This is a genomic window from Butyricicoccus pullicaecorum (genome assembly GCF_002160355.1).
Classification (GTDB): Bacteria; Bacillota; Clostridia; order Oscillospirales; family Butyricicoccaceae; genus Butyricicoccus; species Butyricicoccus pullicaecorum.
On sequence record NZ_NFKK01000002.1, the window covers coordinates 146,920 to 172,855 of the forward strand.

Consider the following 25,936-nt stretch of genomic DNA (forward strand, 5'->3'; position numbering starts at 1 on the left):
AGGAGGATTCAAACCATGAAAAAGCAGATTTTTGCAGCAGCACTTTCGGCGGCGATCCTGTGCAGTGCAGCAGCCGCAGGCTGGACGGCTTCGGCTGAGATTCGGCCGGATATCGATGTGGTCATCGATGGCACCGAGCGCACCTTCTACAATGCCAGCGGTGCAGAAGTACATCCGATCAGCTATCAGGACACCACCTATCTGCCCGTCCGTGCGATTGGCGAGCTGATGGGCAAGAACGTCAACTGGGATGCATCCACCCAGACGGTCAGCATCGGCGGTACACGTGTCACCGGAACGACCGACGGCAAGGTTGATAAGAATGCACGCGCAGATGACATCACCCTGACCGTTCGACCGGAGTATACGGTCGTGATTGACGGTGTGACCCGCACGTTTTACGATGCCAAGGGTCGAGAAGTAGACCCGGTTGAGTACCAGGGCTCGATCTACCTGCCGGTACGTGCCATCGGTGAGCTGATGGGCAAGACGGTGAGCTGGAACGAGAGCACCCAGACGGTCACCCTGACCGGCGGCTCGACCGTGACCGATTTTGACACCTCCGGTCCGACCGGACAGACCAACCCGAGCACGGGTGCGGTGAGCCTGGACAAGGCAAAGCAGATCGCACTCGACCATGCAGGCCTGTCGGCATCCAGTGTACAGTTTATCAAGAGTGAGACCGACCGAGACGACGGCAGAACCATCTATGAGATCGAGTTTGTCGTCAAGAGCGGCAACACTTGGAAAGAGTACGATTACGAGATCGACGCTGCGACCGGTAAGATCGTGGACTATGACTACGACGCAGAGACCAGCTACTCGGGCAGCCAGAGCAGCAATGCATCGATTGGTATGAACCAGGCAAAACAGATTGCACTCGATCATGCCGGTCTGTCGTTCTCCGACGTACAGTTTGTCAAGACGCGTGCTGATCGGGACGATGGCAGACTGGTCTATGAGATTGAGTTTGTCGTCAAGAGCGGTAAGACGGTCAAGGAGTACGATTATGAGATCGACGCATCGACCGGTAAAATCGTAGACTACGATTACGACGTTGAGAGCACCTATGACTGGGATGACGATCACGACGACTGGGACGATGATGACGACGATTGGGACGATGATGACGACGATTGGGACGACTGATACCCTGTTTTTTGAACCCCCCGCAGATTTTTCTGCGGGGGTTATGTGTTTTGTGTAAAGTGCATGAGAAATTTTATGTGAATGCTTGCAAACCGTAAAAAGGTGTCGTATAATAAACACAACAGAATGTGTAGAGATTGAGAGACACATGAAGAATGAAAGCGGCGTGATGAACCGCTTGTTCTTCGTGTGTCTTTTTTTCGTACTTTTTTCGAATTTGGGAACAAGACACAACCGTATGGAAGAGAGAGAAAGGAGACGAGGGTGAATGCAGTATGATGTGATCGTCATTGGCTCCGGTGTAACCGGCGCGATGACCGCTTATCAGCTGTCTCAATATCAGCTGCGCGTCTGCGTCGTGGACAAACGCTTAGAGCCTGCGGCAGAGACCAGCAGTGCAAACAGCGGCATCGTCCACGCAGGTTATGATGCCAAGCCGGGCAGCAACAAGGCACGTCTGAATGTGCGCGGCAACGCGTATATGGAGGATGTATGCCGCAAGCTGGATGTACCCTTCAAGCGTATTGGTTCTCTGGTACTGGCTTTCAGTGATGAGGAAGCTAAGACAGTAGAACAGCTTTATCAGTCGGGCGTACAGAACGGAGTACCCGGTCTGCGCGTCATCGACGCAAACGAACTTTACGAATTGGAACCGAACGTACAGCCGAATGCGGTCTGCGCCCTGTACGCACCGTCTGCGGGCATCGTTTGCCCGTATGAACTGACGACGGCAGCGCTTGAGGTTGCCTGCGCTGCGGGTGCAGAGTACCTGCGCGAAGCCGAGGTCACCGACATTCAGAAGACCGAGGGCGGATTCACCGTCACTGCAGGCGGTCAGACGCTGACGGCATCTGTGGTTGTCAACGCAGCCGGTCTGTATGCCGATCACATCGCACGCATGGTGGGTGACGATCGCTTCACTATCACCCCGCGCAAGGGTGAGTACATCCTGTTTGAAAAGAGCATGGGCAAGACCGTCGGCCATGTGGTCTTCCAGACCCCGGCAGGCGGCAGTAAGGGTGTTCTGGTATCGCCCACCGTGGACGGTAACCTGTACATCGGCCCCAATGCCAATGTCGTCGAGCACAAGGACGATACCTCTACGACCTGGCAGGGTCTGGAGGAGATCAAGACCTGTGCGGCCAAGTCTGTTGCAAAGCTGGATATGCGTCTGGCGATCACAAACTTTGCCGGTCTGCGTGCAACGCCCTCGACTGGTGACTTCATCATTGACAGCCCGGTTCCCGGCTTTATCAACGCTGCCGGTATTGAGTCTCCCGGCCTGTCGGCAGCTCCGGCGGTTGCTGAGGAGGTTGTCGGCCTTGTCCGTGCAAGCGGTCGGGTCACCATGACCGAGCGGGAGGACTGGACGGGCACGCGTGAGCCGGTCAAGCGCTTCCGTGAGATGACCGACGCCGAGCGCGCCGAACTGGTGCGGGAAAATCCGGCATATGGCCGTATTATCTGCCGCTGCGAGACGGTCACCGAGCAGGAGATCCGTGACGCCATCCGCCGTCCGGCGGGTGCGCGCTCGGTAGACGGCGTCAAGCGCCGTACCAGAAGCGGTATGGGTAAGTGTCAGGGTGGATTCTGCGGCCCGCGTGTTGTGGACATTCTGGCCGAGGAGCTGGGCTGCGAGCCGACCGAGATCACCAAGTTCGGCGGTGCATCCTACATGCTCACCGGTAAAACCAGATAAAGGAGGGGACGGCAATGGAAAAACGCAGTGTAGTCATCATCGGCGGCGGCCCGGCGGGTCTTGCTGCCGCAGTCGCAGCCAAGGAAAACGGCTGTGACGACGTCCTCATCCTGGAACGCGACAGCGATGTCGGCGGTATCTTGCAGCAGTGCATCCACGCAGGCTTCGGTCTGCACATCTTCGGCGAGGAGCTGACCGGCCCGGAGTATGCCGCACGCTTCCATGCACAGGTCGACGAGCTGGGCATCGAGTACAAGTGCGATACCATGGTGCTGAGCATCTCGCAGGATCGTGTTGTCACCGCGGTCAACAGCAAGGACGGCATTCTGACCATTCAGGCAGGTGCGATTGTGCTGGCAATGGGTTGCCGTGAGCGCAGCCGCGGTGCAGTCGGTATCGGCGGCACCCGTCCGGCGGGCGTCTACACCGCCGGCACGGCACAGCGCTTTGTCAACATCGAGGGCTATATGCCGGGCAAAAAGGTCGTCATTTTGGGTTCGGGTGATATCGGACTCATCATGGCACGCCGCATGACGCTGGAAGGTGCAGAAGTCAAGATGGTGCTCGAGGTCATGCCGTATTCAGGCGGCCTCAAGCGCAATATTGTGCAGTGTCTGGACGATTTCGGCATTCCGCTGCGCCTGTCGCACACGGTTGTTGAGGTGCGCGGACGTGAGCGCGTCGAGGGCGTCGTGATTGCACAGGTGGACGAAAAGAGACGTCCCATCCCGGAGACCTTCGAGTATGTACCCTGTGATACCCTGCTTCTGTCGGTCGGCCTCATTCCCGAGAATGAGCTGAGCGCGGCAGCTGATATTCCGATCAACCCCATCACAAACGGACCCTTTGTCGATCAGTCCATGATGACCCGCTGTGAGGGCATTTTTGCCTGCGGCAACGTCGTACATGTACACGATTTGGTCGACTTTGTCACCATCGAGAGCCGTCTGGCAGGCCGCGGTGCGGCAAAATACGCCCTCGGTCAGCGCACGGACGGTGCCCATACGCTTGACGTAAAGCCCGGTTTTGGTGTACGCTATGTAGTGCCCTCCACCATCGATCCGGCGGCGCTGAGCTATGACGAAAAGTTCTTGTTCCGCGTCAGCGATGTCTTCACCGACATGGAACTCGAGGTCAAGGTAGACGGAAACGTCGTCTATCACAAGCGCGTGCCGCAGGCGGCACCCGGTGAGATGGAATCGGTGCAGATCACCCGTCAGCTTGCGGAAAAACTCGTGGGTCAGACGGTGGAAATCGGTCTGCGCCCGGCCAAGTGAGTCCTGGGAGGGTGTGCAATGGAAACAAAAAATATGACCTGTGTCGTCTGTCCGCGCGGCTGTGCGCTGACGGTAACGGTTGAGGATGGAAAAATCCTGTCGGTGACGGGCAATACCTGTAAGCGCGGTGCGGCATATGCCGAGGCCGAGCTGCTGCGCCCTGAGCGCATGCTGACTTCGACCGTCACGGTGGAAGATCGCCGCCGGATGCTGGCTGTGCGCACGCGCAGCGCCATCCCGAAAGATAAGATTTTTGACGCCATGCGTGTGCTGTACGGCACGCGCGTGAGCGCTCCGGTGCAGATCGGCGATGTGATCGTAGCCGATGTGTGCGGTACCGGCGTGGATGTCATCGCGTCGGAATCGCTGGCGTAAAGGAACCGATTGACCCGCTGCGGCCGGATGACAGAACGAACGGAAAAGCGGGAGGGAAAACGATGTCCAGTCGAAATTTAAGAGAAGCCCTTGCAAAACATCCGATTATTGCGGCTGTGCACTCCTTTGAGGACGCGGCGGTCGCGGCAGAATCGCCGTGCGCGGTTGTGTTTCTGCTGGGCGGCAAGCTGTTTGACGTCAAGGAAATGGTCAGCCGCTTGCAGCAGAAAGGAAAGATCGTATTTGTACACTTGGATCTGGCCGAAGGAATCGCACGCGATGCCAACGGTGTCCAGATTCTGGCCGAGATCGTGCGCCCGGACGGTGTCATTACGACCAAGAACAACCTGGTGCGTACCATCCGTGAATATGGTATGCTCGCGGCGCTGCGCTGCTTCATCATGGATGGACAGTCCTACCAGAAGGCTATTCAGGTCAGCGGAAACGTGTCGCCCGACTTTGTCGAGCTTATGCCGGGCATTCTGCCGCCCAGCCTGATCGAGTCGTTTTGCCGGGAGACCGGCGCGGCTGTGGTCGCGGGTGGACTGGTGCGCAGTGCGGTGGACGCAAATCAGGCGTTTTCTGCGGGTGCGCGGGGTATTTCGACCTCGGATCGTTCCCTTTGGACGCTGCCGATCGGTCAGTCCTGACGCGGCGTACAGGAAAGGAAGGATACGCTTTGGCAAAGAAGATTTTAAGTCTGGCTCATCGTGGTTTTTCCGGTTATTACCCGGAAAATACCCGTGTTGCCTTTGAGGCTGCGGTCGAAAAGACCAACTGTGACGGCTTTGAGAGCGACGTTCACTTCTCCAAGGACGGTAAGCTGGTTATCATTCACGACCCGGTACTCGACCGCACGTCCAACGGCACGGGCTACGTCAAGGATTACACCTATGAGGAGCTGTGCCAGTTTGATCTGGGTTCTTGGAAGGGCGCAGAGTTTGCCGGTCAGACCATGATGACCTGGGCAGAGCTGCTGGATTTCTGCAAGCAGACGCATAAGGTGTGCAATCTGGAGCTCAAAAATTATGAGGTCTTTTATCCCGGTCTGGAAGAGGCGGTCATCCGTGAGATCGAGCGCTTTCAGATGCAGGATCAGGTCTTTCTGTCCTCGTTTAACCACATCTCGATGGAGTCGTGCAAGCGCATGAATCCCGAGATCAAGACCGGTCTGCTGTATGACAAGCCCATTCACAACCCGGAGTACTACTTCTCGCAGACCATTTCGGATGCCATCCATCCGCGCTGGTGCCTGCTGCAATACCAGCGTCACCTGACCGATGCCTACCACGCGATGGGTAAGGAGGTCAATACCTGGACGGTCAATACCGAGGAGGATGTACGCGACATGATTGCGCAGGGCGTGGACTGCATCATTTCCAACTATCCGGATATGGCAGGCGAGCTCATTGCCGCGCACAACGCTGCACTTTAATTTAAAACCATTTAAGCCGCGCAGATTCTGCGCGGCTTTTTTCAAAATCAGGGGGATATTTTGATGAATCTGTCCGACAAGAGACTGTTTTTGTTCGATATTGATGGAACGCTGGCGGTAGGGGATGAATTGCTGCCGGGTGCGCGGGAACTGCTCGCGGAAATCGAGCGCAGAGGCGGGACCAGTCTGTTTATCACCAACAACTCTACGCGCAGCCGCAGTCATTACGTCAAACGGTTTGTCGAGGTGTTCGGCTTGCAGACCGAGGAGCGCCAGTTTGTGACCGCGTCCTATGTGACCGCGCGCACGCTGTGTGATCGGTACGGAACACAGACCATCTATGCACAGGGAACACAGTCGTTTGTGGAAGAACTGCGGTCGTTTGGCTTGCAGATTGTGACCGAACTTGTGGACAATCCGGCGTGTATCGTGGTCGGATATGACGGGGAACTGACCTATGACAAGCTGTGCAGCACGGCAGAATTACTCCAGCGCACCGACGTGCCGTTTTATGGCACAAACCCTGATTTGCGCTGTCCGGCACCGTTCGGATTCATCCCGGACTGCGGCGCAATCTGCGGTATGCTGACCGCGACGACCGGAAAAGAGCCCGTTTATCTGGGCAAACCGGCAGCCCGGATGGCCGAGCTGTGCCTGGAGGAGACCGGTTATAGCAGGGAACAGACGCTGGTGGTCGGAGACCGCCTGTACACCGACATTGCGTGCGGTCTGGCTGCGGGAATGGATACCTGTTTGCTGCTCACGGGAGAGGCCGGTTTGGACGATCTCAAAACCACCAGGTTTCAGCCTGATCTGGTGCTGGACGATCCGGCGGCGCTGCTTGCGGCATTGTGAGCAAAAACAGGCTGTCAAGTTTACAGACATTTTGCAAAAACCTGACAGCTTGTTGGTCGAAATGTATGCACAATCTGTGGTAGAATACACTTGCCTTCGAGCGGCAGGCAAATCACGCGCCGGACGTTTTTGTACCGACAGGTTGCCGATTTTATAAGGTCATGCTTTCTGGAAACACAAATTAGATAGAATGCCATGAAGTTTAAAAATCAAGGTGTTTTGCAAAGGAAACAACCTGCAAAATAGACAAAGATTTTTAAAAAAAATTATAAAAGTCGATGAAATGTCATTTTCTACAAAAATGTTTGCGCAGAATGATTGCGTTTTGGAGGTTTGCATGATATCATGTGCAATGTAGACAGTTCCCAATTCGTAAAAAGTTGTTTGTTGTTTATATTTCATAATCAATAGGCTGTGGACTTCATCACCCCACACCTTTGGTTGCCGCTGCCCATTCGGGCATCTGAAAAACTAAATAACGTACAGCTTTCTCAAACCTGCGAATTGGACCCTGTGAGGACAGTTCCTCACAGATACTTTTGGAGGTGAAGAAACTTGGTACACATTACAGCTCATTCTGGCTGCGACGGCACACCGGATAATTCACTTGAATTCGTTCGCCATGCCTTGCAGACGAATGCGGATGCGCTGGAAGTTGATGTACGGAAAACAAAAGACGGCATCCTTGCAATTTCCCACGACGCAATCCTGGACGGTCAGGACGCACCTGCGCTGGACGCGGTGTTTGCACTGGTCGCACCGACTGACAAGTGGATCAATTGTGATTTGAAGGAGCCCGATTTGGAGAATGCTGTGATAGACCTTGCAAGGGGGCATGGTTTGTTACAGCGTCTTATTTTTTCTGGAACTGTCAGCTTAGAGCGTGTCCGTATGGACGAAACTCTGAGAAGGGACGTGCTTATTTACATCAACATCGAAGAACTCATGCCGGGATTATATGATCGGCTGCAGGACGGCGAAGTGCTGACCGAACAGGACATGCAGAAAGCCGCCGACCTGTGTCGCGAATATGGATTCCGCGTGATCAACGTACACGAAAGACTTTGCACACCGGAATTTATGCAGGTCATGGACAAGAACGACATTGTCGTTTCGGCCTGGACCATCAACGATCCGGAGCGGGCAGCAGAAGTTGCCAAGGCAAAGTGCATCGAAAACATCACAAGCCGTGCACCGGAACTTGTGCGCGGTGCGATTGACGGCTGAACCCGGCAGGTTTCCGGGAAAAAGAATCCGCTGTCACCGGCGGACGCAGAGAAAGAGAACAAGAAGAGTAGGTGATCGAAAAGTATGTTCAAGTATTTAAATCCCAAACGCTTCTACTTCGCGGTCGGCAAAAAGAAATTCTGGGAGTTCATCGTTCTGGCGGTGTTTATCCTGTTTTTCTACGGCCCGCTGCTCAACATGATTATGATGGCGTTCGCAAATGAATACGAACCGCCGCACCTGTTGGCAACCGAGTGGGGTACTTACTGGTGGGATTTCATCTTCCAGCAGAACAGTCTGAAATCTTCTATGGTACAGTCCTTCGTTGTAGCAATCATCACCACGGTTTGCTCGATGATCATCTGTATCCCGGCAGCATTCTCCCTGGCGCGTTTTAAGTATCCGGGCAGAAAGCTGTTCATGCTGTCCTTCCTGCTGACCAACGCCTTCCCGAAGATCGGTATCTTCATTTCGATCGGCGTTCTGTTTTACAAGTATAACCTGATGGGTACCCTCGCAGGCGTCGTCATCATCCACATGATTACGACCATGATGTTCATGGTATGGCTGCCGTCGAGCGCATTCCGCACCGTTCACCCGCAGCAGGAAGAAGCAGCGCGTGACGTTGGCGCAGGCCCCATCCGTACCTTCTTCAAAGTCACCCTGCCGATGGCAATGCCCGGTATCGCGGTTGCAACGCTCTACACCTTCCTCGGCTCCATGGAGGAGGCACAGGGCACCCTGCTCGTCGGTATGGGACGCATCACTACCATGCCGGTCGAGATGTACGGCATTATCATGGACTATCCCGGACAGGCGGGCGCTGTATTCGGCGTACTGCTGATGATCCCGTCGGCTGTCATGATTTTCCTGATGCGCAAGTATATCGGCCCCGATGCCATCGCGGGCGGCTTCAAGATGAAATAATCTGAGATATGTTGGAGGATTAGACGCATATGAGCGAGAGAAAAATCAAGCTGCAGCTAAAAGATATGACCAAAAAGTACGACAACGGTGACGGTGTCGAGCATATCAATCTGGATATCTACGAGGGCGAGATCGTTTCCTTCCTTGGCCCCTCCGGCTGCGGTAAAACCACCATCCTGCGTGCAATCGGCGGCTTCCACGACGTAACCAGCGGCGACATCACCATTGACGGTCAGAGCATCGTCGGTCTGCCGCCTGAGAAGCGCCCGACCGCAATGGTATTCCAGAGCTATAACCTGTGGCCTCACATGACCATTTACGAGAACCTTGCATTCGGCCTCAAGCTGCGCAAGATTCCCAAGGCACAGATCGATGAGGATATCAAGAACATCTTAAAGCTGGTCTCCATGTCCGGCAGCGAGAAGAAGTATCCGAGCCAGCTGTCTGGCGGCCAGCAGCAGCGTATCGCGATCGCACGTTCGCTGCTCCTCAAGCCCTCCATGCTGCTGCTCGACGAGCCCTTCTCGGCACTCGACGCGAAGATTCGTCAGCAGATGCGTGAGGAGCTCAAGAAGATCCAGTCCGATCTGGGCATCACGGTCGTATTCGTAACCCACGACCAGGAGGAAGCAATGACGCTTTCTCACAGAATCGTTGTCATGAACAAGGGTAAGTTCGAGCAGGTCGGCTCGCCCACCGAGATCTATGACAACCCCAATTCCAAGTACGTTGCATCCTTCATCGGCGAGATGAACTTCATCAAGGATGGAGACAAGACCATCGCAGTCCGACCGGAGAATGTTAATGTAGTAGTAGGCGGCAGCGGCATGGTTAACGGCAAGGTGAGAACCATCATGGTCCTCGGACACTACGTATCTGTTAACGTGCAGTGCGGTGACGACGTCATCAAGTGCTTCGTCAACCGTGAAATTTCTGATCAGCTGGAAGTAGGCGATCCGGTCGGTCTGAACTTCGAGAAATACCACACGTTCACCGAATAAGAGGAAAGAGAGGAAGAGATCTATGAATACTAAGAGATTGTTTGCGATTCTGACGGCTTCTGCACTGCTCGTCGGTACGCTGGCAGGCTGCGGCGGCAGCAAGGATGCAAGTACGAGCGAGAGCGGCGGCGAGACCGGTACTGTTAAGGACGTACAGGTCTGGGCAACCGGTTCGGATAACGTTCGTCAGACTTTTGAGAAGCTGGTTTCCGACTTTAATGCAAATTCTGAATATGCAGGCACTTACGAAGCAAAGCTGAACTTCATCCTGTCCGGTACTGGCGGCGGCACTCTGGCTGACCAGCTGGTTGCAGCATACAAGGCAGGCCAGACCGACACCGAGTTCGACGTTGTTGACCTGGGCGACGACGACCTGACCAAGATCCTGTCCCTGACCGACGAGAGCGTCCTGGAAGATCTGGACATGAGCAAGATCCCGAACGCTGAAGGCGTGACCGCAGAGCCGGTAGCAGCCAAGGGCAAGATCCAGCCGTACCGCGGCACCACCGTTATCCTGGCGTATAACTCCGAGACCGTTCCGGAAGACGAAGTACCGACCACGATGGACGAGCTGGTTGAGTGGATCAAGGCACATCCGGGCCGCTTCGCATACAACACTCCGGGTACCGGCGGCGCTGGTGACTCTTTCGTTCGTACCTCTATCTATAACTTCATCGACGATGAAAGCGCGCTGATGAGCAACGATCCCAAGTGGATGGAGCAGTGGGATGAGGGCTTCGCATTCCTCAAGGAGCTGCATCCGTACATGTACAAGTCCGGCAGCAGCGTTGTTTACCCGAACAAGAACCAGGGTACTCTGGACCTGCTGACCCAGGGCGAGATCGACATGTGCCCGAACTGGGCAGACATGGTTCTGTCTCAGCGTAAGGCTGGCACCGTTCCCGAGAAGATCAAGATTACCACCATCGAGCCCTCTTTCACCGGTTCTGTACAGGGTATCACAGTTCCCTCTTACAGCGGCAACAAGGAAGGCGGCTTCGCATTCATCGACTACCTGCTCTCGCCTGAGGCACAGACCATCCTGGTACAGGATATGGCAGCGATCCCGCTGGTAACCGAAGGTGTTGACCTGACTGGCGCAGAAGAACTGATGAGCATGGACGTTTCCAACTTCCGTACGCAGGCCCTGGGCGATCTGGTTACCGACCTGAACGCACGTTGGGATGAGGAGATCGGTACACTCGGTTAACGCCTACAAATCTTGTGTCCGAGGTAATTGATTATGAATAAAACAAATTCTAGAAAGAGAATGCTCATCGGGTACGCTCTGGTATTGCCGGCGTTCCTGGTGGTCATGCTGACCGTTGCCTACCCCATTTTGTCGTCTGTCATCATGAGCTTTCAGGATGGAAAAACGGGCGAATTTACACTGGAAAACTACAAGCATTTCTTTGTAACTGAATCGCAGCTGAAGAACATCGGCTTTACGCTGTATGTCGTTGTTGTAACGGTTGTACTGGCGATCGTCATTGCGTATCTGCTGGCGCTGTACCTGCGCTTTGTCAAGTCCCCGATCTCCCGGGCCATCGGCACGCTCTACCTGCTGCCGCGTTTCATCCCCGGTCTGGTTGCGGTCTATGCAATGATCACCATTATCCGTGATACCGGCGTCATCAACCGTATTGCACAGCTCCTGTTCAACTACGACTTCAAACCGGCCATGATGTATCATGCCAGCGGCCTGATCATCATGAACCTGTGGTTCAACATCCCGTTCGCGGCACTGATGATCACAGCTGGTTTGGGCGCGATCCCGGATTCGGTCATCGAGTCCGCGCGTGACGTCGGCGCGAGCCGGATGCGTGTATTCCGCACGATGATTCTGCCGCTGTCGATGAAGGACGTTGTCGTAGCAGCTACCTTCGTGTTCATGACCAACGTCGGTTCGTTCACCACCCCGTACCTCATTGGCGGCAATAGCCCGAAGATGCTCGGCATCGCCCTGTACGACCAGTTTAACCGCTATCTGGATTACAACCGGTCGGCAGCGTTGTCGGTTATCATGTTCCTGATCTGTTCGGTTTCGGCTGGTATCTATATCTATACCAACCTGAAAGAAAAAGAGTGGGAATAACACATACGCAGTGGAGGAGAGGAGCCAATTTCAGGCTCCTCTCTTTTTTCATACGCTGAAAAGCAGAGAGACAAAAATCGGGTATATTTTTTGACCGCGGATGCGCAAATGACTCTTCCCCTGTGCCGGTACACGGTGTATGATAAGGGTAAGAAAATAGAACGATATTACTTGCAAAGAGGAGAATTCCCAGATGGAAATTTTGCTGCAAAAAGAGTTTGTCTTCCATCCCGAAGATGACCGTACCAACCGTATTATTTCGTTCGAGACCGAACGCGACTACGATCACCTGGAGTTTGTGTGTGAATATAGCCCCAAGACCATTTCCGACCCTGATCTGGTTGCCCGTGAGGTACAGAAGGGTATGGATAAGAACGGCTGGACCGGACGCAAGCTGTTCCCGGCTGATATGGACGAGTGCAAGGTACTGATGAACTTTGTCACCTTCTCACTTGACCACGAGGGTGAGTATGTAGGCTGTGCCCATCGCCATGACCCGGAACAGGTCATTGTGATTTCCGAACAGGGCTCGTCCCGCGGATTTTTTGCACATAAGGCAGCAAAGGGTAACTGGCGCATCGTGCTCAATGTGCAGGCAGCCATCCCGGAACATGAACTGACCTACCACCTGACCGTCATCGGCTGTGACAAGCCTGCTTATACCTATCGTCCCTTTGAGATGCACTGCCATACGCTGCACTCGGACGGTCGGTTTACGGTGCACGATCTGGCGCATGCGGTCAAGGATTACGGCTATGTCGGCTTTGCGCTGACCGATCACAATACCGAGGCTGGACAGGCCGAGCTGACGCCGGAGCTCGCCGCTGAGACCGTGCCGGCCATCCGTGGTATTGAGTGGACGACCTTCTTTGGTCACATGCTGGTGCTGGGCTGTGAGCACTACGTAGACTGGCGCTTTGCCCTGCCTGAGGATATCGATACTTACACCGCACAGATTCGTGAGGCGGGCGGTATCGCGGGCATTGCACACCCGTTCAATATCGGTGCGCCGATGTGTGCGGGCTGCCGCTGGGATTTTAAGGTCAAGAACTGGGATGATATTACCTATATCGAGGTCTGGTCGCAGGAAGACCCGATGGTGCGCACCAAGAACATCATGGCGATTGAGTGGTGGACCAAGCTGCTTAATGAGGGACATCATCTGGCCTGCACGGCTGGCCGTGACTGGCACTGTAAGGACAGTGAGGATGTCATCACCACGGCAACCTATCTGGGACTGCCTGAGGGCAAGGTCACGCAGGAGAATGCGCTGGATGCGCTGCGCGCCGGACGCACGTATGTGACCCTTGGCCCCACCATGGACATCGAAGTCCGTCAGGACGGCAAAGAATACAATCTGGGTGATACCCTCAAGACCGGTGCATGCGAAGTGCGCGTGGACGTGCGCCTGACCGAACGCCGGGATATGTGGGAGAAGTGGGGCATCGAGGTGCGCGAGATTGCACTGACCGGCCCTGCGGGCACCAAGAAGTATCCGTACCGCGGCGACCTGTTCTGCGTGCAGGCTGAGGGCGACCGCTGGCTGCGTGTTGAGCTATATGGTGACAAGGACGGACAGTACGGTCAGCTGCTTGCCATGTCCAGCCCGGTCTACTTCGCCTGATTGTGACGCGTTCCAACCAAAAGACAGCGGTTACAAAGTTTTTAGGGCTTGTAATTTTGCCTCCGCTTGTATATAATGGTAGTACTGATGTTATACGGTAGGAGGTGTTTTACAGATGCTGAACAACTATAGCCAGATTTTAGGAACATTCTTGCCCATCATTCTGATGGTCGTGATTTTCTATTTCTTCCTCATCCGCCCGCAGCGCAAGCGCGATAAGGCTGAGCGTGACATGAGAAATTCGATCCAGGTCGGTGATGAGATTTCCACGATCGGCGGCTTCATTGGTAAGGTCGTAAGCCTGAAGGAGGATACCCTCGTCATTGAGACCTCTGCTGACCGCACCAAGCTCAAGCTGTATCGCTGGGCAATCCGCGGTAAGGAGGCAGCTCCGACTGACAAGGTCGAAGAGCCGAAGGCATAATGTCGTCGCCCGCCGAATAGCTTGATAGCAAAGTTCTTTGGGCGGGAGGGACCTCTATGAACAAAAATCAATCCGGGCCGTCGGTACCGGCTGTACTCGGTGCAGCCGTGCTGACCGGATTTGCGCTCACGCTGGCCTTGATGGCCGCCTGTGCGCTGGCCGTCCTGATGGGCGGTCTTCCGGCGGACAAGATCGCGCTTTGGGCCGATCTGTGTCTGGTGCTTGGCAGTCTGTGCGCCGCGTTCCTCGCGGCCAAGCGTTCATCTGCGTGGCAGCCCCTCTGGGGTCTGGCTGCCGGAGTGATTGTGTTTGCCTGCCTTGCAATTTTGAGTTTCGCGTGGTTTGGTGAGCAGGTGCAGCTTTCGCGCCTGCTGATCAACGCGATTCTGACCATCGCCAGTGCGGCGGTGGGCGGCGTTTTGGGTGCCCGACGTCGTCGGCAGCATAAAAAACGCAGAAAATAAACATATTCTAAAAAACGGGAGGTACGTATCATGACCCATATCAAGACCCTGACTTCCGCAACCCTGAAGCAGACTGCAGCACACGGCGGCTGTGGTGAGTGCCAGACTTCTTGCCAGTCCGCTTGCAAGACTTCTTGCACCGTTGCAAACCAGAAGTGCGAGCAGAGCAAGTAATTTCGAGGAATCGAGCTGCGGGGCGTGCCGGATGGTGCGCCTCGCTGTTTTGTGTCAGATGACCCGTACATTCCCAAAATCCTTTTTCCGATAACACAGAACCATCATAGATACGGAGGAACAAGCGATGATCCATCGTTTTACCAAGAAAGGCCTGAATTTCCTGCTGGATGTCAATAGCGGTGCCGTGCACCTGCTCGACGACGTATCCTACGCGGTATCCGGCCTGATCGATGAGAAGATGACCGAAACCTGCCCGGACGCCATTGTGGAGGCGCTGCCGCAGTACGACGCAGCGGCTGTACGCGAGGCGTACGCAGAGCTGTACGACCTCAAGAAGAACGGCCAGCTGTTCGCGGACGACGATTACATTGACGTGTCCAAGTACATTCCGGTCGGCGCACCGGTCAAGGCACTGTGCCTGCACGTCGCACATGACTGCAATCTGAGATGCCAGTACTGCTTCGCATCCACCGGCGACTTCGGCACCGGCCGTAAGATTATGCCGTTTGAGGTGGCAAAGAAGGCAATCGACTTTGTTATCTCACGCTCGGGCAAGCGCCGCAACATCGAAGTCGACTTCTTCGGCGGCGAGCCGCTCATGGCATGGGATACGGTTAAGCAGACCATTGACTATGCGCGTTCGATCGAGGAGGAGCACGGCAAGAAGTTCCGCTTCACCATCACCACCAACGGCCTGCTGCTCGACGACGAGAAGATTGACTACATCAACGCCAACATGGATAACGTAGTTCTGTCGCTCGATGGCCGTCCGTCGGTCAACGACGAGATGCGCAAGACCGTTTCGGGTGCTGGCAGCTACGATATCATCGTGCCCAAGTTCCAGAAGCTGGTCGAGAAGCGTGATCCCAAGCTGGACTACTACGCACGCGGTACCTTCACCGGCAAGAACCTGGACTTTGCAGAGGATGTCGTACATATTGCAGACGAGGGCTTTGACCGCCTGTCTGTTGAGCCGGTTGCGGCTGAGGACGGCTGCGGCTACGAGCTGACCGAGGCTGATCTGGACAAGATCTATGCCGAGTACGATCGCCTGACCGATATCATGGAGGCACGCCGCAAGGAGGGCAAGCCCTTCCACTTCTTCCACTTCATGGTAGACCTCAACCAGGGTCCCTGCGTTGTTAAGCGTCTGCGCGGCTGTGGTGCCGGTTATGAGTACGTTGCGGTTACGCCCGAAGGTGACATCTACCCCTGCCACCAGTTCGTTGGCAACGAGGCATTCAAGCAGGGTTCGGTTCTGGACGGTTCGTTCGACATGGACATCGCGCATAAGTTTGCGTCCATGAACATCTATACCCGCGAGAAGTGCGGCGATTGCTGGGCAAAGTTCTATTGCTCGGGCGGCTGCTCTGCGGCAAATCACAATTTCAGCCACGATCTGAACGTCCCGTATGAGATGGGATGCAAGATGGAAAAGAAGCGTCTGGAATGTGCAATCTACCTCAAAGCAGTCGAAGCCATGGACAGCGATTTGTAAGACCAAACGAATTTGTGCGATCTGCGAGAAATTGCATTGCAAAATTTGGTTACTTTATCATATAATATGCGTGGAGATTACACGTTAAGCAATGTTGTTTTGAAAGGCAGAATGAGTTATGGCACATAAGATCCGAATTGCGTGCCTTGGTACGAGCGACCATCTTTCCCGTGCCGTGGACGCACTTTTGAAAGATGATGTGATTCCGGCAGAAAATATTTTTCTGTCCAAGGCCGATGGCCCGGAGATCGAGCGATTTGCAGCCAACGGCTGTCAGCTGCTCACCGATGACATGAATGCAATCATCAAAGGCGAGGTGGTTTTGATTGCCGCACCGTCTGAGGAGATGGCTGCTGTTCTGGCGCCGGTATGCGGCTGTACGTCGGGACGTTATCTGATCGCTGTCAGCGACCGCGTGAGCGTGTCTGACATCGCTGATCGTATCGCAAAGGGTACGCAGATCATGGCAGTCCAGACTGCACAGCAGGAGGACGGCACACTGCACGGTACGGTAGATTACAGCAAGGGGTTTGCGTCGTATATGAAGCTTCCCTGTGAGGATATCGCGCGTGCGCTGGTGGATACGCTGACCATTTCGGAATAAAAATAGCATATTGAAAACGAGCTGAGAATACCTTGTTGCATGGGGAAGTACCAATAGGAGGGACAGACCATGAAACGACAGAAGATTCTCAGCTTTTTTTCACTCCGAATTTTGTGGGACACGCCGCATTTGGTGTTCCTGACCGCTATGCTGCTATGCGGCGCGCTGGCGGGCAGTTGTACCGGACTGCGCAGCGGACACAGCGAGGGTGCACTGCTCGAACAGATTGCGGTGCAGATGGTGGAGCAGGCCAGAATCGGGGACGGCAATGTGTGGATGCTGCTGGCGCGGACGCTGGCGGGCACACTGGCGTGGCAGGGCGCTGCCATCCTGTGCGGCATGCTGCGCGGTCATAGCTTGCTGCTGTCCGGCCTGTGCGCCGCCAGAGGCTTTCTGCTGTCCTTTGCCGCTGGCGCCTTTCTCAGTACCTTACAGCTGCGCGGACTGCTGCTGGCGCTGATGACAGGAGGTGTGAGCGCGGTCGTGACCGTGCCCTGTCTCTTGCTGACCGCGTCCGCCTGCTTTTTGGCAGGGCAGGATGCCCCGAATAATCGCAAAGGATATTGGTATGCGCTGGCACGGTTTCGCAGCGCGATTGCACTCTGCACTTTATTGGCCTGCTGCGGCGCGATTTTGCGCATTCCGATGCTGTTTTTGGCCGCAAAATTCGGGCTTTGAAGATGCTGAAAAATTTTTTCAAAAAAATGAAAAAAAGTGTTGACGAAAGGGGATGTATGCGCTATAATAAATATCGTCGCTGAGAGATACGAACGAAACGACGAAGCGAAAACAACAAAATACAGATGGAGAGTTGGCTGAGTGGTCGAAGGCGCACGATTGGAAATCGTGTGTGCGGTAATCCCGTACCCAGGGTTCAAATCCCTGACTCTCCGCCATTGAAAGCACTGAAACATCTCGTTTCAGTGCTTTTTCTTTTGTTTGACTGGGGTGCTTGGAACTTCACACTTTGAAGATCAGCTGCAAAAGGGACTGACTTGCGGGTCAGTCCCTTTTTTATATTTACGATTCGGGTACCAGTCACGGGAGAATTGCAGGCTGCAGCAGTGGGAGAGCTTTTAAAGCAATGCTTCCCACAGTTCCATGTGACTTATATGTTCATAAGTGTGTGCGTTTGCAGCCTCACAAATGTCGTAGTAGGCCCAGTGAGATGCCGGCACATCCGAAAAGGTTTTGAGTTCGGTGTGATGGGCGATGAAGTCCCGATCAGCGGAGCGACCCAGCATACGGTTTAAGATAACGGTTGCCTGTGCGCGGGTCACGAGGAGATTGGGACCAAAGGTACCGTCGGGGTATCCGGAGATCCAACCGTAATCTGCGGCGCACATGACGCTCTCATAAAACCAATCGTCGGGTGTGACATCAGGGAAAGCGAGTTCGTGTTTGAGGGAAGGCTGTGCGAACTTCGTGGCCATCGTGACAAACTCTGCGCGGGTAATCGGCCGATCAGGCAGGAATTTGTCGTCACCGACACCGGAAATGATTCCCATAGAGGCCAGAGTGTTGACGGCTTTGGCATACCAAGCATCACTTGGTATATCGGCAAAATGGGTTGTCATCGAAATGTCCTGATCTTTCAAGAGAGAATAGAAGAGCTGAGCTGCTTGTGCACGGGTTAAGGCATCCTTGGGCCCAAACCGATTGCCGGGATAGCCGGACGCGTAAGCACCGTGTGTTTGGGTATCCAGATAATCAGATACACCGGTTTGGTCTGGCGTGGGCAGTGTACGTACAGGGACAAATTCAGCAGATATGGTGTGGTTTTTGGATATGGGATCAAAACGGTAGGTTTCCTGTGCGCCGATCGACTTTCCGTCAATCAGGACGGCGCGCAGTCGATAACCTTCCTGTGCACGCATGGTGAATTGCGGGGTAGCGCCGCGCTTCACTTGGATTTTACCGTCGGGACTGATCGTACCGCCTGACGTGGCCTGTGCGGAGATCACAAAGGTCGTGCTCGCGTTGCTTCCACTGCTTCCGGTGTTACCATTGCTGCTGTTACCGGTGTTGGTGCTGCCGCTGCCACCGCTCGTGATGGATTCAGGGAAGGTTTGGGTCACTGTCCCAGTGTAATTGCCCTGAAATTGAATGGTGAATAGGACGTTGTTTCCCTGAGACGCTAGTGTGGTCGTGTAGTCGGTTCCCTGTTGCAGAATCCAATCGCCGTGCTTGATGACGATGTTTTCCGCTTCTGCACGGCTGGAAACCTGAGGAATGGGAAGACGCGTGCCGTCATAGGGGGATACGTTTACAACGACAGGAATGTGCTCTACCATTTGGTAGTCGATCAAGTCACTGGGGACGTAGAATGCCAGATGGGTTTGCTCACCGACGTTTCCCACGCGCAGACTACCGTTTTCCCAGAAAAACTGAGATTCAAGCGATACATCGGCCAGATAATCGCCATAAGTTGCCGATTTCATGTTTGGGGCGAGGTATTCCGGACGAGCGGGATAGATCTCAAAGGAAGCGACCGATTCCAGACCTGCATACTGAGGGGTTTCCTCTACGATTGCCTGAACATACCAGGTGCCTGCATGAATGGGGACTTCTGGCTGGAACGGGCCCTCGGGGGAAGCCGCGTAGAAGAATGCAGCAGTGCCGAATGCAGGCTGGGCCTGCGGCTGTGCAGCCGGTTCTCCGTAAGTCCAGCTGTCAATGTGCAGCGGAACCTGCCAGTCATTCTCTCCCGTGACGGTCACCGCAGCATCCAGTTCAGCGGCTCCGTCGGTATAGTGATATGTGATGGTCTGATTGGGGTTGTCCAGCTGCATACGGTTGTCTTGCAGCACAGCGCCATTGAGCTGACTTATCTGATCGGCGTCCATCCAGGGGACAAGATCACTCAGAAGAAAACCGTTTTCACCTGCGGGCAAATCGAATGCAGCGGGACGCTGTTCGGTCAGATCGCAGAAAGGTTCGATACCATCCGGGATTCTAATTGCAAGCAGTTTGTTTTTTCCGGCATAAATGGTTTCCAGTTTGGGGTTGTTGCTGAGATCGAGAGAAGTCAGCTGATTGTCCGTGCAGTTGAGGTATGTAAGATTGGTTTGATGCGATAAGTCCAGCGTTTCAATCAAGGTGTGATTCCACAGCAATGTGTCCAGATTTTCGTTGTGGGACAGATCGGCGTGGGTCAGATTTCCGCCCAGAACATGCAGGGTGTGAAGATCGGGATTTTCACTCAGGTCTAACTCTTCCAGCGGACTGCCGCCCCAAGCCAGATAGGTGAGGTTTGGTACGTCGTGCAAGTCCAGTTCGGACAGGTTGGAGTGAAAGCAATAGAGGTGCTCGAGTTCCGGGACATCGCTGAGCGTCAGGGTTTCCAGTCTGGGATTTTCATTGCAGGTCAGCGATTGCAGTGCGGGAAAATCTATGATTTCCAGCTCTACTAGGTCGTTTTCGCTGCAATTTAACTTTTCCAGAGATTGAAACCATTCCAGACCGGTCAAGTCCTCGATACCCTGCTTGCGCAGATCCATGTTGGTGACAGCGTCTCGTTCGGATTCAGACAAAAAGCCGTCTTCGTCCGCGTCCTGCTGCTCGACCCAATCTAAAAAAGCCGGATCGGGAAAGGTATCAGAATCGATGGGGACTTGGTCGGATTCCACGGCACTTGCGGCACTGATTCCAGCGGTACTGCACAGTGCGACAAGCAGGATTTTCCAGAATTTCATGTAGAGTTCCTCCTTACAAATGATAGGTGCAGAACGGTGAAGTCGTTTGCTTGATAAGTTCATTATGGAGGAATTGAAGCAGAAAATCGGTTGTCCAGACAACGTGTTTGAAAAAATGAGACTTCGGAGACGGTGGAGTTCATTGACAAATACAGCCGCTTTGGTTATAGTGGTTTTGTCAGCAGAACGATTGGAAAGGAGCGATCAGAACGTGATAGAGCAGGAGAAAATGCTGGAAATTTTGAAAAAAGGGCTGCTGTTTCGCAATATGGAAGATGACGAAATTATGGAAGCACTGGAAACGATGGGATCGCACCGCAGCGTCTATCCCAAGCGCACTTTAGTGATGCGGGACGGCGACGCGATGACCCAGGTGGGCATCATCCTGTCGGGAAACCTGCACTTATTCCATATAGGTGCAAATGGAAACAGCAACCTGATGGAGAACCTGGGCGAAGGGGAGCCGATCGGCTTACTCAACGCTGTCGGAGAATACCGCCTGCATATCTCAGCGGAAACCACAGCCGAGACCGAGATTTTGTTTTTGAATGTCAGTCAGCTGCTGCGGAAGAATGTACTCACAGCACCGGTACAGATTCGCTTTCTGCAAAACCTGACGGTCGCGGTCGCGCAGCAGGCGCATCGCCTGACCCGAAAGCTGGAGGACAGCATCCGGCGTTCGATGAGAGACCGCCTGCAAGATTATCTGTCCGGTCAGTTCCATAAAGCGGGGAAGAGAACCTTTGCCATTCCGCTGAATCGACAGGATTTGGCTGATTTTCTGTTTGTAGACCGCAGCGCGATGTCCAATGAACTGTGTAAAATGCGAGATGAAGGACTTTTAAAATTTGAAAAAAGCAAATTTGAGCTCTTAATTGAGATGCCGATTACCGAAGAGGAACCCGACCCCAATCAATAAAGAAATTTACCCTTCTATATAGATGTGCTCTGGAGAACAACATGCAGTCTCCAGGGCACATTTTTTATGTTCCGTTGTCTGGACAACCGTTTAAAAACGCGGCGAATGGTATGATAGAAACAAGTAGAGAACGCGCTGATAGAAAGTAAAAGCGCATTTGTAATCATACCGAATGGGCACACAGGAATTGTGTAGGAGGATAAAATGAAACAGAAAAATAATTCGTCGTATACGATATTCGATGCAGCGTATGAGCCTGTGGAAGAAGAAAAAGGCGCAGACCGCACCGCACAAAAAAGCGTGCTGGCAGTTGCGTTGATTCTGGCAGTCCTGGGGCTGGCAATCTTCATTTTTCCCGTGGCAGCAGGCACAGGACTTGCATTTTTGATCACCGTGGGATTGTTCCTGTATGGATTATCGCAGAGCATCCTCTTTTTCCGCTTGCCAAAGGAGCTGCGCAATAGCTGGGCATTGGCAAATGGAATTCTGCTGCTGATCGCATCGGGTATCCTCCTGACCGGAGCCCTTATGAGCACAGCGGGTGTATTGCAAATGATTATGGCCAGTTCCTTTTTGGTCGGCGTGCTCACGGCATCAATTGGACTGAGTCAGCTTGCAGCAGCATTGTCGGAAGCGCCCAAAACACCGGGACGCGGATGGACTGCACTGGGCGGCAGTTTGAATGTGCTCTTGAGTTTGTTCATGTGTGTCAATCCGATTTTCAGCTGGTTTGCACTCGCTACAGTGTGGGGCATTTATCTGATGACAGCCGCAATTGTACTGCTGCTTGGCGTATGGTCAACACGAGTACATGCATAGCCTAGGAGGTTTATGATGAAAAAACTTGGATATCTCTTGTTCCCATTGTTGACCTTGGGCGTGGGTGCTTTGGCCGGCTATTTTGCCGCACCGGGTATTGAAACCATATATCCTTTGCTGGAAAAGTCATCGCTCACACCACCGGGATACGTTTTCCCAATCGTCTGGACCGTACTTTACATCTTAATGGGATTAGGACTTGCCGATGTTGTCAGGAGAAGAGGAGAAGGGTTTGAGACGGCAGTGTTCCTTTGGTGCATGCAGCTCGTGCTGAACTTTTCATGGAGCTTGTTGTTCTTTGGATTTGGCGCATATTCCGCAGCACTGGCCTGCTTAATCGTCCTATGGATCTTCATTTTCCTGATGATTCTCGCCTTCCATCCGATCAGCCGCTTGGCGGCCCGAATGCAGATACCCTATCTGCTCTGGGTTGGCTTTGCAGGCTATCTCAACTGGGTGATCTGTCAGCTCAATCCATAAGACAGCAGTTTGGGAAAAGTTAGGTTTGCGCTGATGCCAACCGCATTTCGTCCTATAATTCGTCAGAATAAAACAATACAATCGTACAGGAAAGGTGGATTCTATATGAATTCTAAAATGAATACAGCAAAGAATCGGCAGGAAAAAGCCGAGCTGCTGGGTCAAAAAATGACCGAGGCTATGATGGCCGCGCTGAAAACAATCCACAGTGCAGCGTCTCCCGATGAGATGGACGCAGAAAGTCTGAACCGTCAGAGAAAAAGTCAGGAAGTCTTGGGGCGGCTGGTATCGCCTCCCATTGGCTTTAGCTGGGAACCGTTTGCCTTGGGCGAGATGCCTATGGCTTGGGTGCGTCCGGAACGCGGACATGACAAGAGCAAAGTGATTCTCTATTGCCATGGCGGCGGATACACGAGCGGCAATCTAGGCTATGCCAGAGTACTGGCGGCGAAGATGGCCAGTGTGACCGGCTATGAAGTTTTAGCATTTCAGTATCGACTGGCACCCGAAGCGCCGTACCCTGCCGCACTGGAAGATGCACTCGAAGCTTGGGAATACCTCATGCATCAGGGCTGGGGCGCCAAAGACGTGATTGTCGTCGGAGATTCCGCAGGTGGAAATCTTGCGCTGGAATTGACGCTTGCGCTCAAGGCAGAGCAACGCTTTTTGCCCAGTCGGCTCATTCTCTTTTCACCCTGGACGGATATGACTGCGAGCGGGGACTCTTACATCCAGCGGGAAGCATTAGACCCGATGCTGACCGGAAGCTATATCCAGGCAGTGCGCAGTGCGTATGCACCAGATGCAGATTACAGTCAGCCGCAGTTTTCTCCCTTGTTTGCAGAGCTGTCCGGACTGCCGCCGGTTCTGATTCAAGTCGGAGAACGAGAGATTCTTTATTCTGACTCCGAGCGACTGCACAGAGCATTGATCGCAGCGGGCGTTCCCAGTGTTCTGCAAAGCTGGCCGGATATGTGGCATGTATTCCAGATGTTCCCGCTCAAGAGTGCAGGAGAGGCGATGAACGCGATGGCGGAATTTTTAAGACAGCTGGCATAAGCCGGATGTATCAAGAAGTATTTGATGCTCCTTTATAAAACCGTTGGTGTATAAAAATAGAACCCGAAGGGATTTCCTTCGGGTTCAGTTTATTGTTTACATATTTAGCGTTTCACCAGAATATCCAATAACAGGTCGGCTGCATGGTCGCCTTTATCCGATGCGTGGTTGAAGTGTGCATAGACCTCACGGTATTTGAGAATGGTGCGGATATCATCCTGCTCAAACAGATCGTTCATTGCTTGATGAAAGCGTGCATTGAGACGGTTTTCCATTTTCTTGATCTGGACAGCATGCTCATTGCACTGCGTAGGATTGTGTTCCAGCATACGCAGACAGTCAAGCAGGCTTTGGGCCATTTGCAGCAATAGATTTGCCATATCACCAATTGCAGGATCGGGGTTGATGTGGTAGATGCGCAGTTCCTTGACTGCATACCAGGCATAGTCCAGCACGTCATCGATGGTACCGGACAGGCGGAACAAATCTTCACGATCAATGGGGGTAATAAAGGAGTCGTTAATTGCTGCGATCAGACGGCTGCGCTTACGGTCACCCAGCATCTCGAGTTCCTTGATCTGATCGCCGCAGGTCTCCTCAGGATGATTGCAGTATGCGCACAGCAGCTTGACACCGCTGACCGTACATTCGGCTTGTTCGATGAGCAGTGTATAGAAATTGGTTTTTGGTTTTTTGTGTAACATCGTAGAGCCTCCCAATTTATAAAAAGATCAGCCGCAGGACAGCCAGTAGCACAGCGCCGATGGCGCCTGCGATGGGGACGGTAATGATCCAGGAAATGAGAATTTTACCTGCAACGTTCCATTTGACACCTTTATAGCGCTCAGCGGCACCCACACCGATAATGGATGAGCTGACGATCTGACTGGCACTGACCGGTGCGCCAATAACCGATGCGCCCAAGATGACCAGTCCGGAAGACAGCTGTGAGGTGAATGAATGGATGGGGCGCACGCGATAGATACCGGTGCCTACGGTTTTGATGACCTTGAGGCCGCCGGTCAGGATGCCAAGTGCCAATGCAAAAGCAGCGCTGCCAATTGCCCAGAGGGGAATCTGTTCAGGTGATGCACCGAAGCAAATACCAATCAGGATCATAAGAATACCAGTTGACTTCTGAGAATCATTGAATGAGTGATTGAAGGCCAGAAAAACCATGTTTACGTATTGTGCATAGCGGAAAAACGGGGCGGCTCGGGAGGACATGCTGCGGCCAAGACGTAGCAGCGCTTTCATCACGAGCCAGCCGACTGCAAAGCTGAGCAGTGGAGTTAGAAAGATCATCAGGACCACGCGCGTCCAAAAGTATCCCCATGACACAGACTGCCAGCCGAAAGCCATGATACCAGCGCCGACAACGCCACCGATGAGTGCGTGGGAGGATGAGGACGGAATGGCGAAGAACCACGTGCTCAGGTTCCAGATAATAGCGGCGATCAGACCGGAGGACAAAAACAATAGTCCGATGGTCTGCGCGTGGGATGCGGTGTAAGCCGCCGGATCGATGAGTTTCTGGATGGTACCGGACACACTTGAGCCAATGATTAGAACGGTGAAAGGTGAGAATAGTTCGACAATGGACGCAAAGAGCAGGGCAGGAGCTGGTTTCATGGAGCGGCTGGCGATCAGTGTCGCTACGACATTGCAGCCGTCACGAAAACCGTTTACGTAAGTGAAACAGAAGACCAATAAGGTCAATATCCAGAAAATTGCATGCAAAGATTTCATCTCCCTTTACGATGATGGAAAAGAACGAAAACGTTTACGATAAAGGGAATAAAAAATACCTGGATGAAATGTACAACCAGGTTTTTCTTTTAGTATAGTCGATTGCATGTGCAATGTCAATCGAATTTTTTGCGAAAGACAAGAAAAAAGCGCTCTATACAGGATAAAGAGCGCTTTTAAATTACTTGGAGCGACGGTCGTTGTGCGCGAACATCTTGGACAGACCAGGATCGCAGCCCAGCTCAAACATTGCCATCTTGGTCAGGAAGTTGGAAAAATTCTTTTTCATGTCAGTCAACCTTTCAATATCTTATTTTTTCTGAGTAATATCATACGATAAATTGAAGAAAAACGCAATCGTAAACGTGTACGAAATATACAATC

At 53.4% G+C, this 25,936-nt stretch carries 26 protein-coding genes and 1 tRNA gene; 24 read left to right on the forward strand and 3 right to left on the reverse strand.

What is annotated here, in order from left to right; genetic code table 11:
• Positions 1–15: 15 nt before the first annotated feature.
• The 20 genes from B5F17_RS02410 to B5F17_RS02505 all read left to right on the forward strand — a co-directional run bounded on the left by B5F17_RS02410 (position 16) and on the right by B5F17_RS02505 (position 17,727).
• Positions 16–1,149 carry a PepSY domain-containing protein gene (locus tag B5F17_RS02410; protein WP_087370372.1) on the forward strand — a complete coding sequence of 378 codons (1,134 nt, stop codon included), beginning with the start codon at positions 16–18 and terminating at the stop codon, positions 1,147–1,149.
• 268 nt (positions 1,150–1,417) lie between these two features.
• Entirely contained in the window at positions 1,418–2,848 is a 1,431-nt protein-coding gene (locus tag B5F17_RS02415) for an NAD(P)/FAD-dependent oxidoreductase (protein WP_087370373.1), read from the forward strand.
• A 14-nt stretch (positions 2,849–2,862) separates the two neighbouring features.
• A complete protein-coding gene (locus tag B5F17_RS02420; RefSeq protein ID WP_087370376.1) occupies positions 2,863–4,125 on the forward strand; it encodes an NAD(P)/FAD-dependent oxidoreductase in 1,263 nt (420 codons plus the stop codon).
• A gap of 18 nt (positions 4,126–4,143) precedes the next feature.
• Positions 4,144–4,500, forward strand: coding sequence for a DUF1667 domain-containing protein (locus B5F17_RS02425; protein ID WP_087370380.1), 357 nt, complete (start codon positions 4,144–4,146; stop codon positions 4,498–4,500).
• A 62-nt stretch (positions 4,501–4,562) separates the two neighbouring features.
• Complete coding sequence (locus B5F17_RS02430) at positions 4,563–5,150, forward strand: glycerol-3-phosphate responsive antiterminator (protein ID WP_016147450.1); 588 nt, start codon at positions 4,563–4,565, stop codon at positions 5,148–5,150.
• A 29-nt stretch (positions 5,151–5,179) separates the two neighbouring features.
• The gene (locus tag B5F17_RS02435; protein WP_087370383.1) at positions 5,180–5,935 is read left to right on the forward strand and encodes a glycerophosphodiester phosphodiesterase; all 756 of its coding nucleotides are present in this window, start codon (positions 5,180–5,182) and stop codon (positions 5,933–5,935) included.
• A gap of 63 nt (positions 5,936–5,998) precedes the next feature.
• Positions 5,999–6,790, forward strand: a complete 792-nt coding sequence (locus tag B5F17_RS02440) for an HAD-IIA family hydrolase (protein WP_087370386.1) — start codon at positions 5,999–6,001, stop codon at positions 6,788–6,790.
• Positions 6,791–7,345: 555 nt separating this feature from the next.
• Positions 7,346–8,017, forward strand: coding sequence for a glycerophosphodiester phosphodiesterase (locus tag B5F17_RS02445; RefSeq protein ID WP_087370390.1), 672 nt, complete (start codon positions 7,346–7,348; stop codon positions 8,015–8,017).
• A gap of 84 nt (positions 8,018–8,101) precedes the next feature.
• Positions 8,102–8,944: an ABC transporter permease gene (locus B5F17_RS02450; protein WP_087370393.1), complete on the forward strand. Its 843-nt coding sequence runs from the start codon at positions 8,102–8,104 to the stop codon at positions 8,942–8,944.
• Between the two features lie 29 nt (positions 8,945–8,973).
• Entirely contained in the window at positions 8,974–9,945 is a 972-nt protein-coding gene (locus tag B5F17_RS02455) for an ABC transporter ATP-binding protein (protein WP_016147445.1), read from the forward strand.
• 22 nt (positions 9,946–9,967) lie between these two features.
• Positions 9,968–11,155, forward strand: coding sequence for an extracellular solute-binding protein (locus B5F17_RS02460; protein WP_087370396.1), 1,188 nt, complete (start codon positions 9,968–9,970; stop codon positions 11,153–11,155).
• A 33-nt stretch (positions 11,156–11,188) separates the two neighbouring features.
• The gene (locus tag B5F17_RS02465; protein WP_087370399.1) at positions 11,189–12,040 is read left to right on the forward strand and encodes an ABC transporter permease; all 852 of its coding nucleotides are present in this window, start codon (positions 11,189–11,191) and stop codon (positions 12,038–12,040) included.
• A gap of 193 nt (positions 12,041–12,233) precedes the next feature.
• Entirely contained in the window at positions 12,234–13,664 is a 1,431-nt protein-coding gene (locus tag B5F17_RS02470; protein ID WP_087370402.1) for a CehA/McbA family metallohydrolase, read from the forward strand.
• 115 nt (positions 13,665–13,779) lie between these two features.
• Positions 13,780–14,088 (forward strand): preprotein translocase subunit YajC, encoded by a 309-nt coding sequence (gene yajC / locus B5F17_RS02475; RefSeq protein WP_016147441.1) that lies wholly within the window; start codon positions 13,780–13,782, stop codon positions 14,086–14,088.
• A 56-nt stretch (positions 14,089–14,144) separates the two neighbouring features.
• On the forward strand, positions 14,145–14,552 hold the full coding sequence (locus B5F17_RS02480) for a TIGR04086 family membrane protein (RefSeq protein ID WP_087370405.1): 408 nt from the start codon (positions 14,145–14,147) through the stop codon (positions 14,550–14,552).
• Between the two features lie 30 nt (positions 14,553–14,582).
• The gene (scfA, locus tag B5F17_RS02485; protein WP_016147439.1) at positions 14,583–14,726 is read left to right on the forward strand and encodes a six-cysteine ranthipeptide SCIFF; all 144 of its coding nucleotides are present in this window, start codon (positions 14,583–14,585) and stop codon (positions 14,724–14,726) included.
• 127 nt (positions 14,727–14,853) lie between these two features.
• The gene (gene scfB / locus B5F17_RS02490; protein ID WP_016147438.1) at positions 14,854–16,227 is read left to right on the forward strand and encodes a thioether cross-link-forming SCIFF peptide maturase; all 1,374 of its coding nucleotides are present in this window, start codon (positions 14,854–14,856) and stop codon (positions 16,225–16,227) included.
• A 118-nt stretch (positions 16,228–16,345) separates the two neighbouring features.
• Positions 16,346–16,831, forward strand: coding sequence for a hypothetical protein (locus B5F17_RS02495; protein ID WP_016147437.1), 486 nt, complete (start codon positions 16,346–16,348; stop codon positions 16,829–16,831).
• 69 nt (positions 16,832–16,900) lie between these two features.
• Positions 16,901–17,509, forward strand: a complete 609-nt coding sequence (locus B5F17_RS02500) for a hypothetical protein (RefSeq protein WP_087370408.1) — start codon at positions 16,901–16,903, stop codon at positions 17,507–17,509.
• A 127-nt stretch (positions 17,510–17,636) separates the two neighbouring features.
• A tRNA-Ser gene (locus B5F17_RS02505) sits at positions 17,637–17,727 on the forward strand.
• A gap of 180 nt (positions 17,728–17,907) precedes the next feature.
• Here B5F17_RS02505 and B5F17_RS02510 read toward each other — a convergent pair.
• Positions 17,908–20,526 carry an S-layer homology domain-containing protein gene (locus B5F17_RS02510; protein ID WP_162608054.1) on the reverse strand — a complete coding sequence of 873 codons (2,619 nt, stop codon included), beginning with the start codon at positions 20,524–20,526 and terminating at the stop codon, positions 17,908–17,910.
• 64 nt (positions 20,527–20,590) lie between these two features.
• On the opposite strand from B5F17_RS02510, the gene B5F17_RS02515 reads away from it, so the two are divergent.
• From B5F17_RS02515 to B5F17_RS02530, 4 genes are all read left to right on the forward strand, one after another.
• Positions 20,591–21,445, forward strand: a complete 855-nt coding sequence (locus B5F17_RS02515; RefSeq protein ID WP_087370415.1) for a Crp/Fnr family transcriptional regulator — start codon at positions 20,591–20,593, stop codon at positions 21,443–21,445.
• A 204-nt stretch (positions 21,446–21,649) separates the two neighbouring features.
• The gene (locus B5F17_RS02520) at positions 21,650–22,264 is read left to right on the forward strand and encodes an HdeD family acid-resistance protein (RefSeq protein WP_087370418.1); all 615 of its coding nucleotides are present in this window, start codon (positions 21,650–21,652) and stop codon (positions 22,262–22,264) included.
• Between the two features lie 15 nt (positions 22,265–22,279).
• Positions 22,280–22,744 (forward strand): TspO/MBR family protein, encoded by a 465-nt coding sequence (locus tag B5F17_RS02525; protein WP_087370421.1) that lies wholly within the window; start codon positions 22,280–22,282, stop codon positions 22,742–22,744.
• A 105-nt stretch (positions 22,745–22,849) separates the two neighbouring features.
• The gene (locus B5F17_RS02530) at positions 22,850–23,803 is read left to right on the forward strand and encodes an alpha/beta hydrolase (protein WP_087370424.1); all 954 of its coding nucleotides are present in this window, start codon (positions 22,850–22,852) and stop codon (positions 23,801–23,803) included.
• Between the two features lie 104 nt (positions 23,804–23,907).
• On the opposite strand, the gene B5F17_RS02535 is transcribed toward B5F17_RS02530, so the two are convergent.
• Both B5F17_RS02535 and B5F17_RS02540 read right to left on the reverse strand, forming a co-directional pair.
• The gene (locus tag B5F17_RS02535; RefSeq protein ID WP_087370427.1) at positions 23,908–24,507 is read right to left on the reverse strand and encodes a DUF47 domain-containing protein; all 600 of its coding nucleotides are present in this window, start codon (positions 24,505–24,507) and stop codon (positions 23,908–23,910) included.
• A gap of 16 nt (positions 24,508–24,523) precedes the next feature.
• Complete coding sequence (locus B5F17_RS02540) at positions 24,524–25,552, reverse strand: inorganic phosphate transporter (RefSeq protein WP_087370431.1); 1,029 nt, start codon at positions 25,550–25,552, stop codon at positions 24,524–24,526.
• Positions 25,553–25,936: the final 384 nt, after the last annotated feature.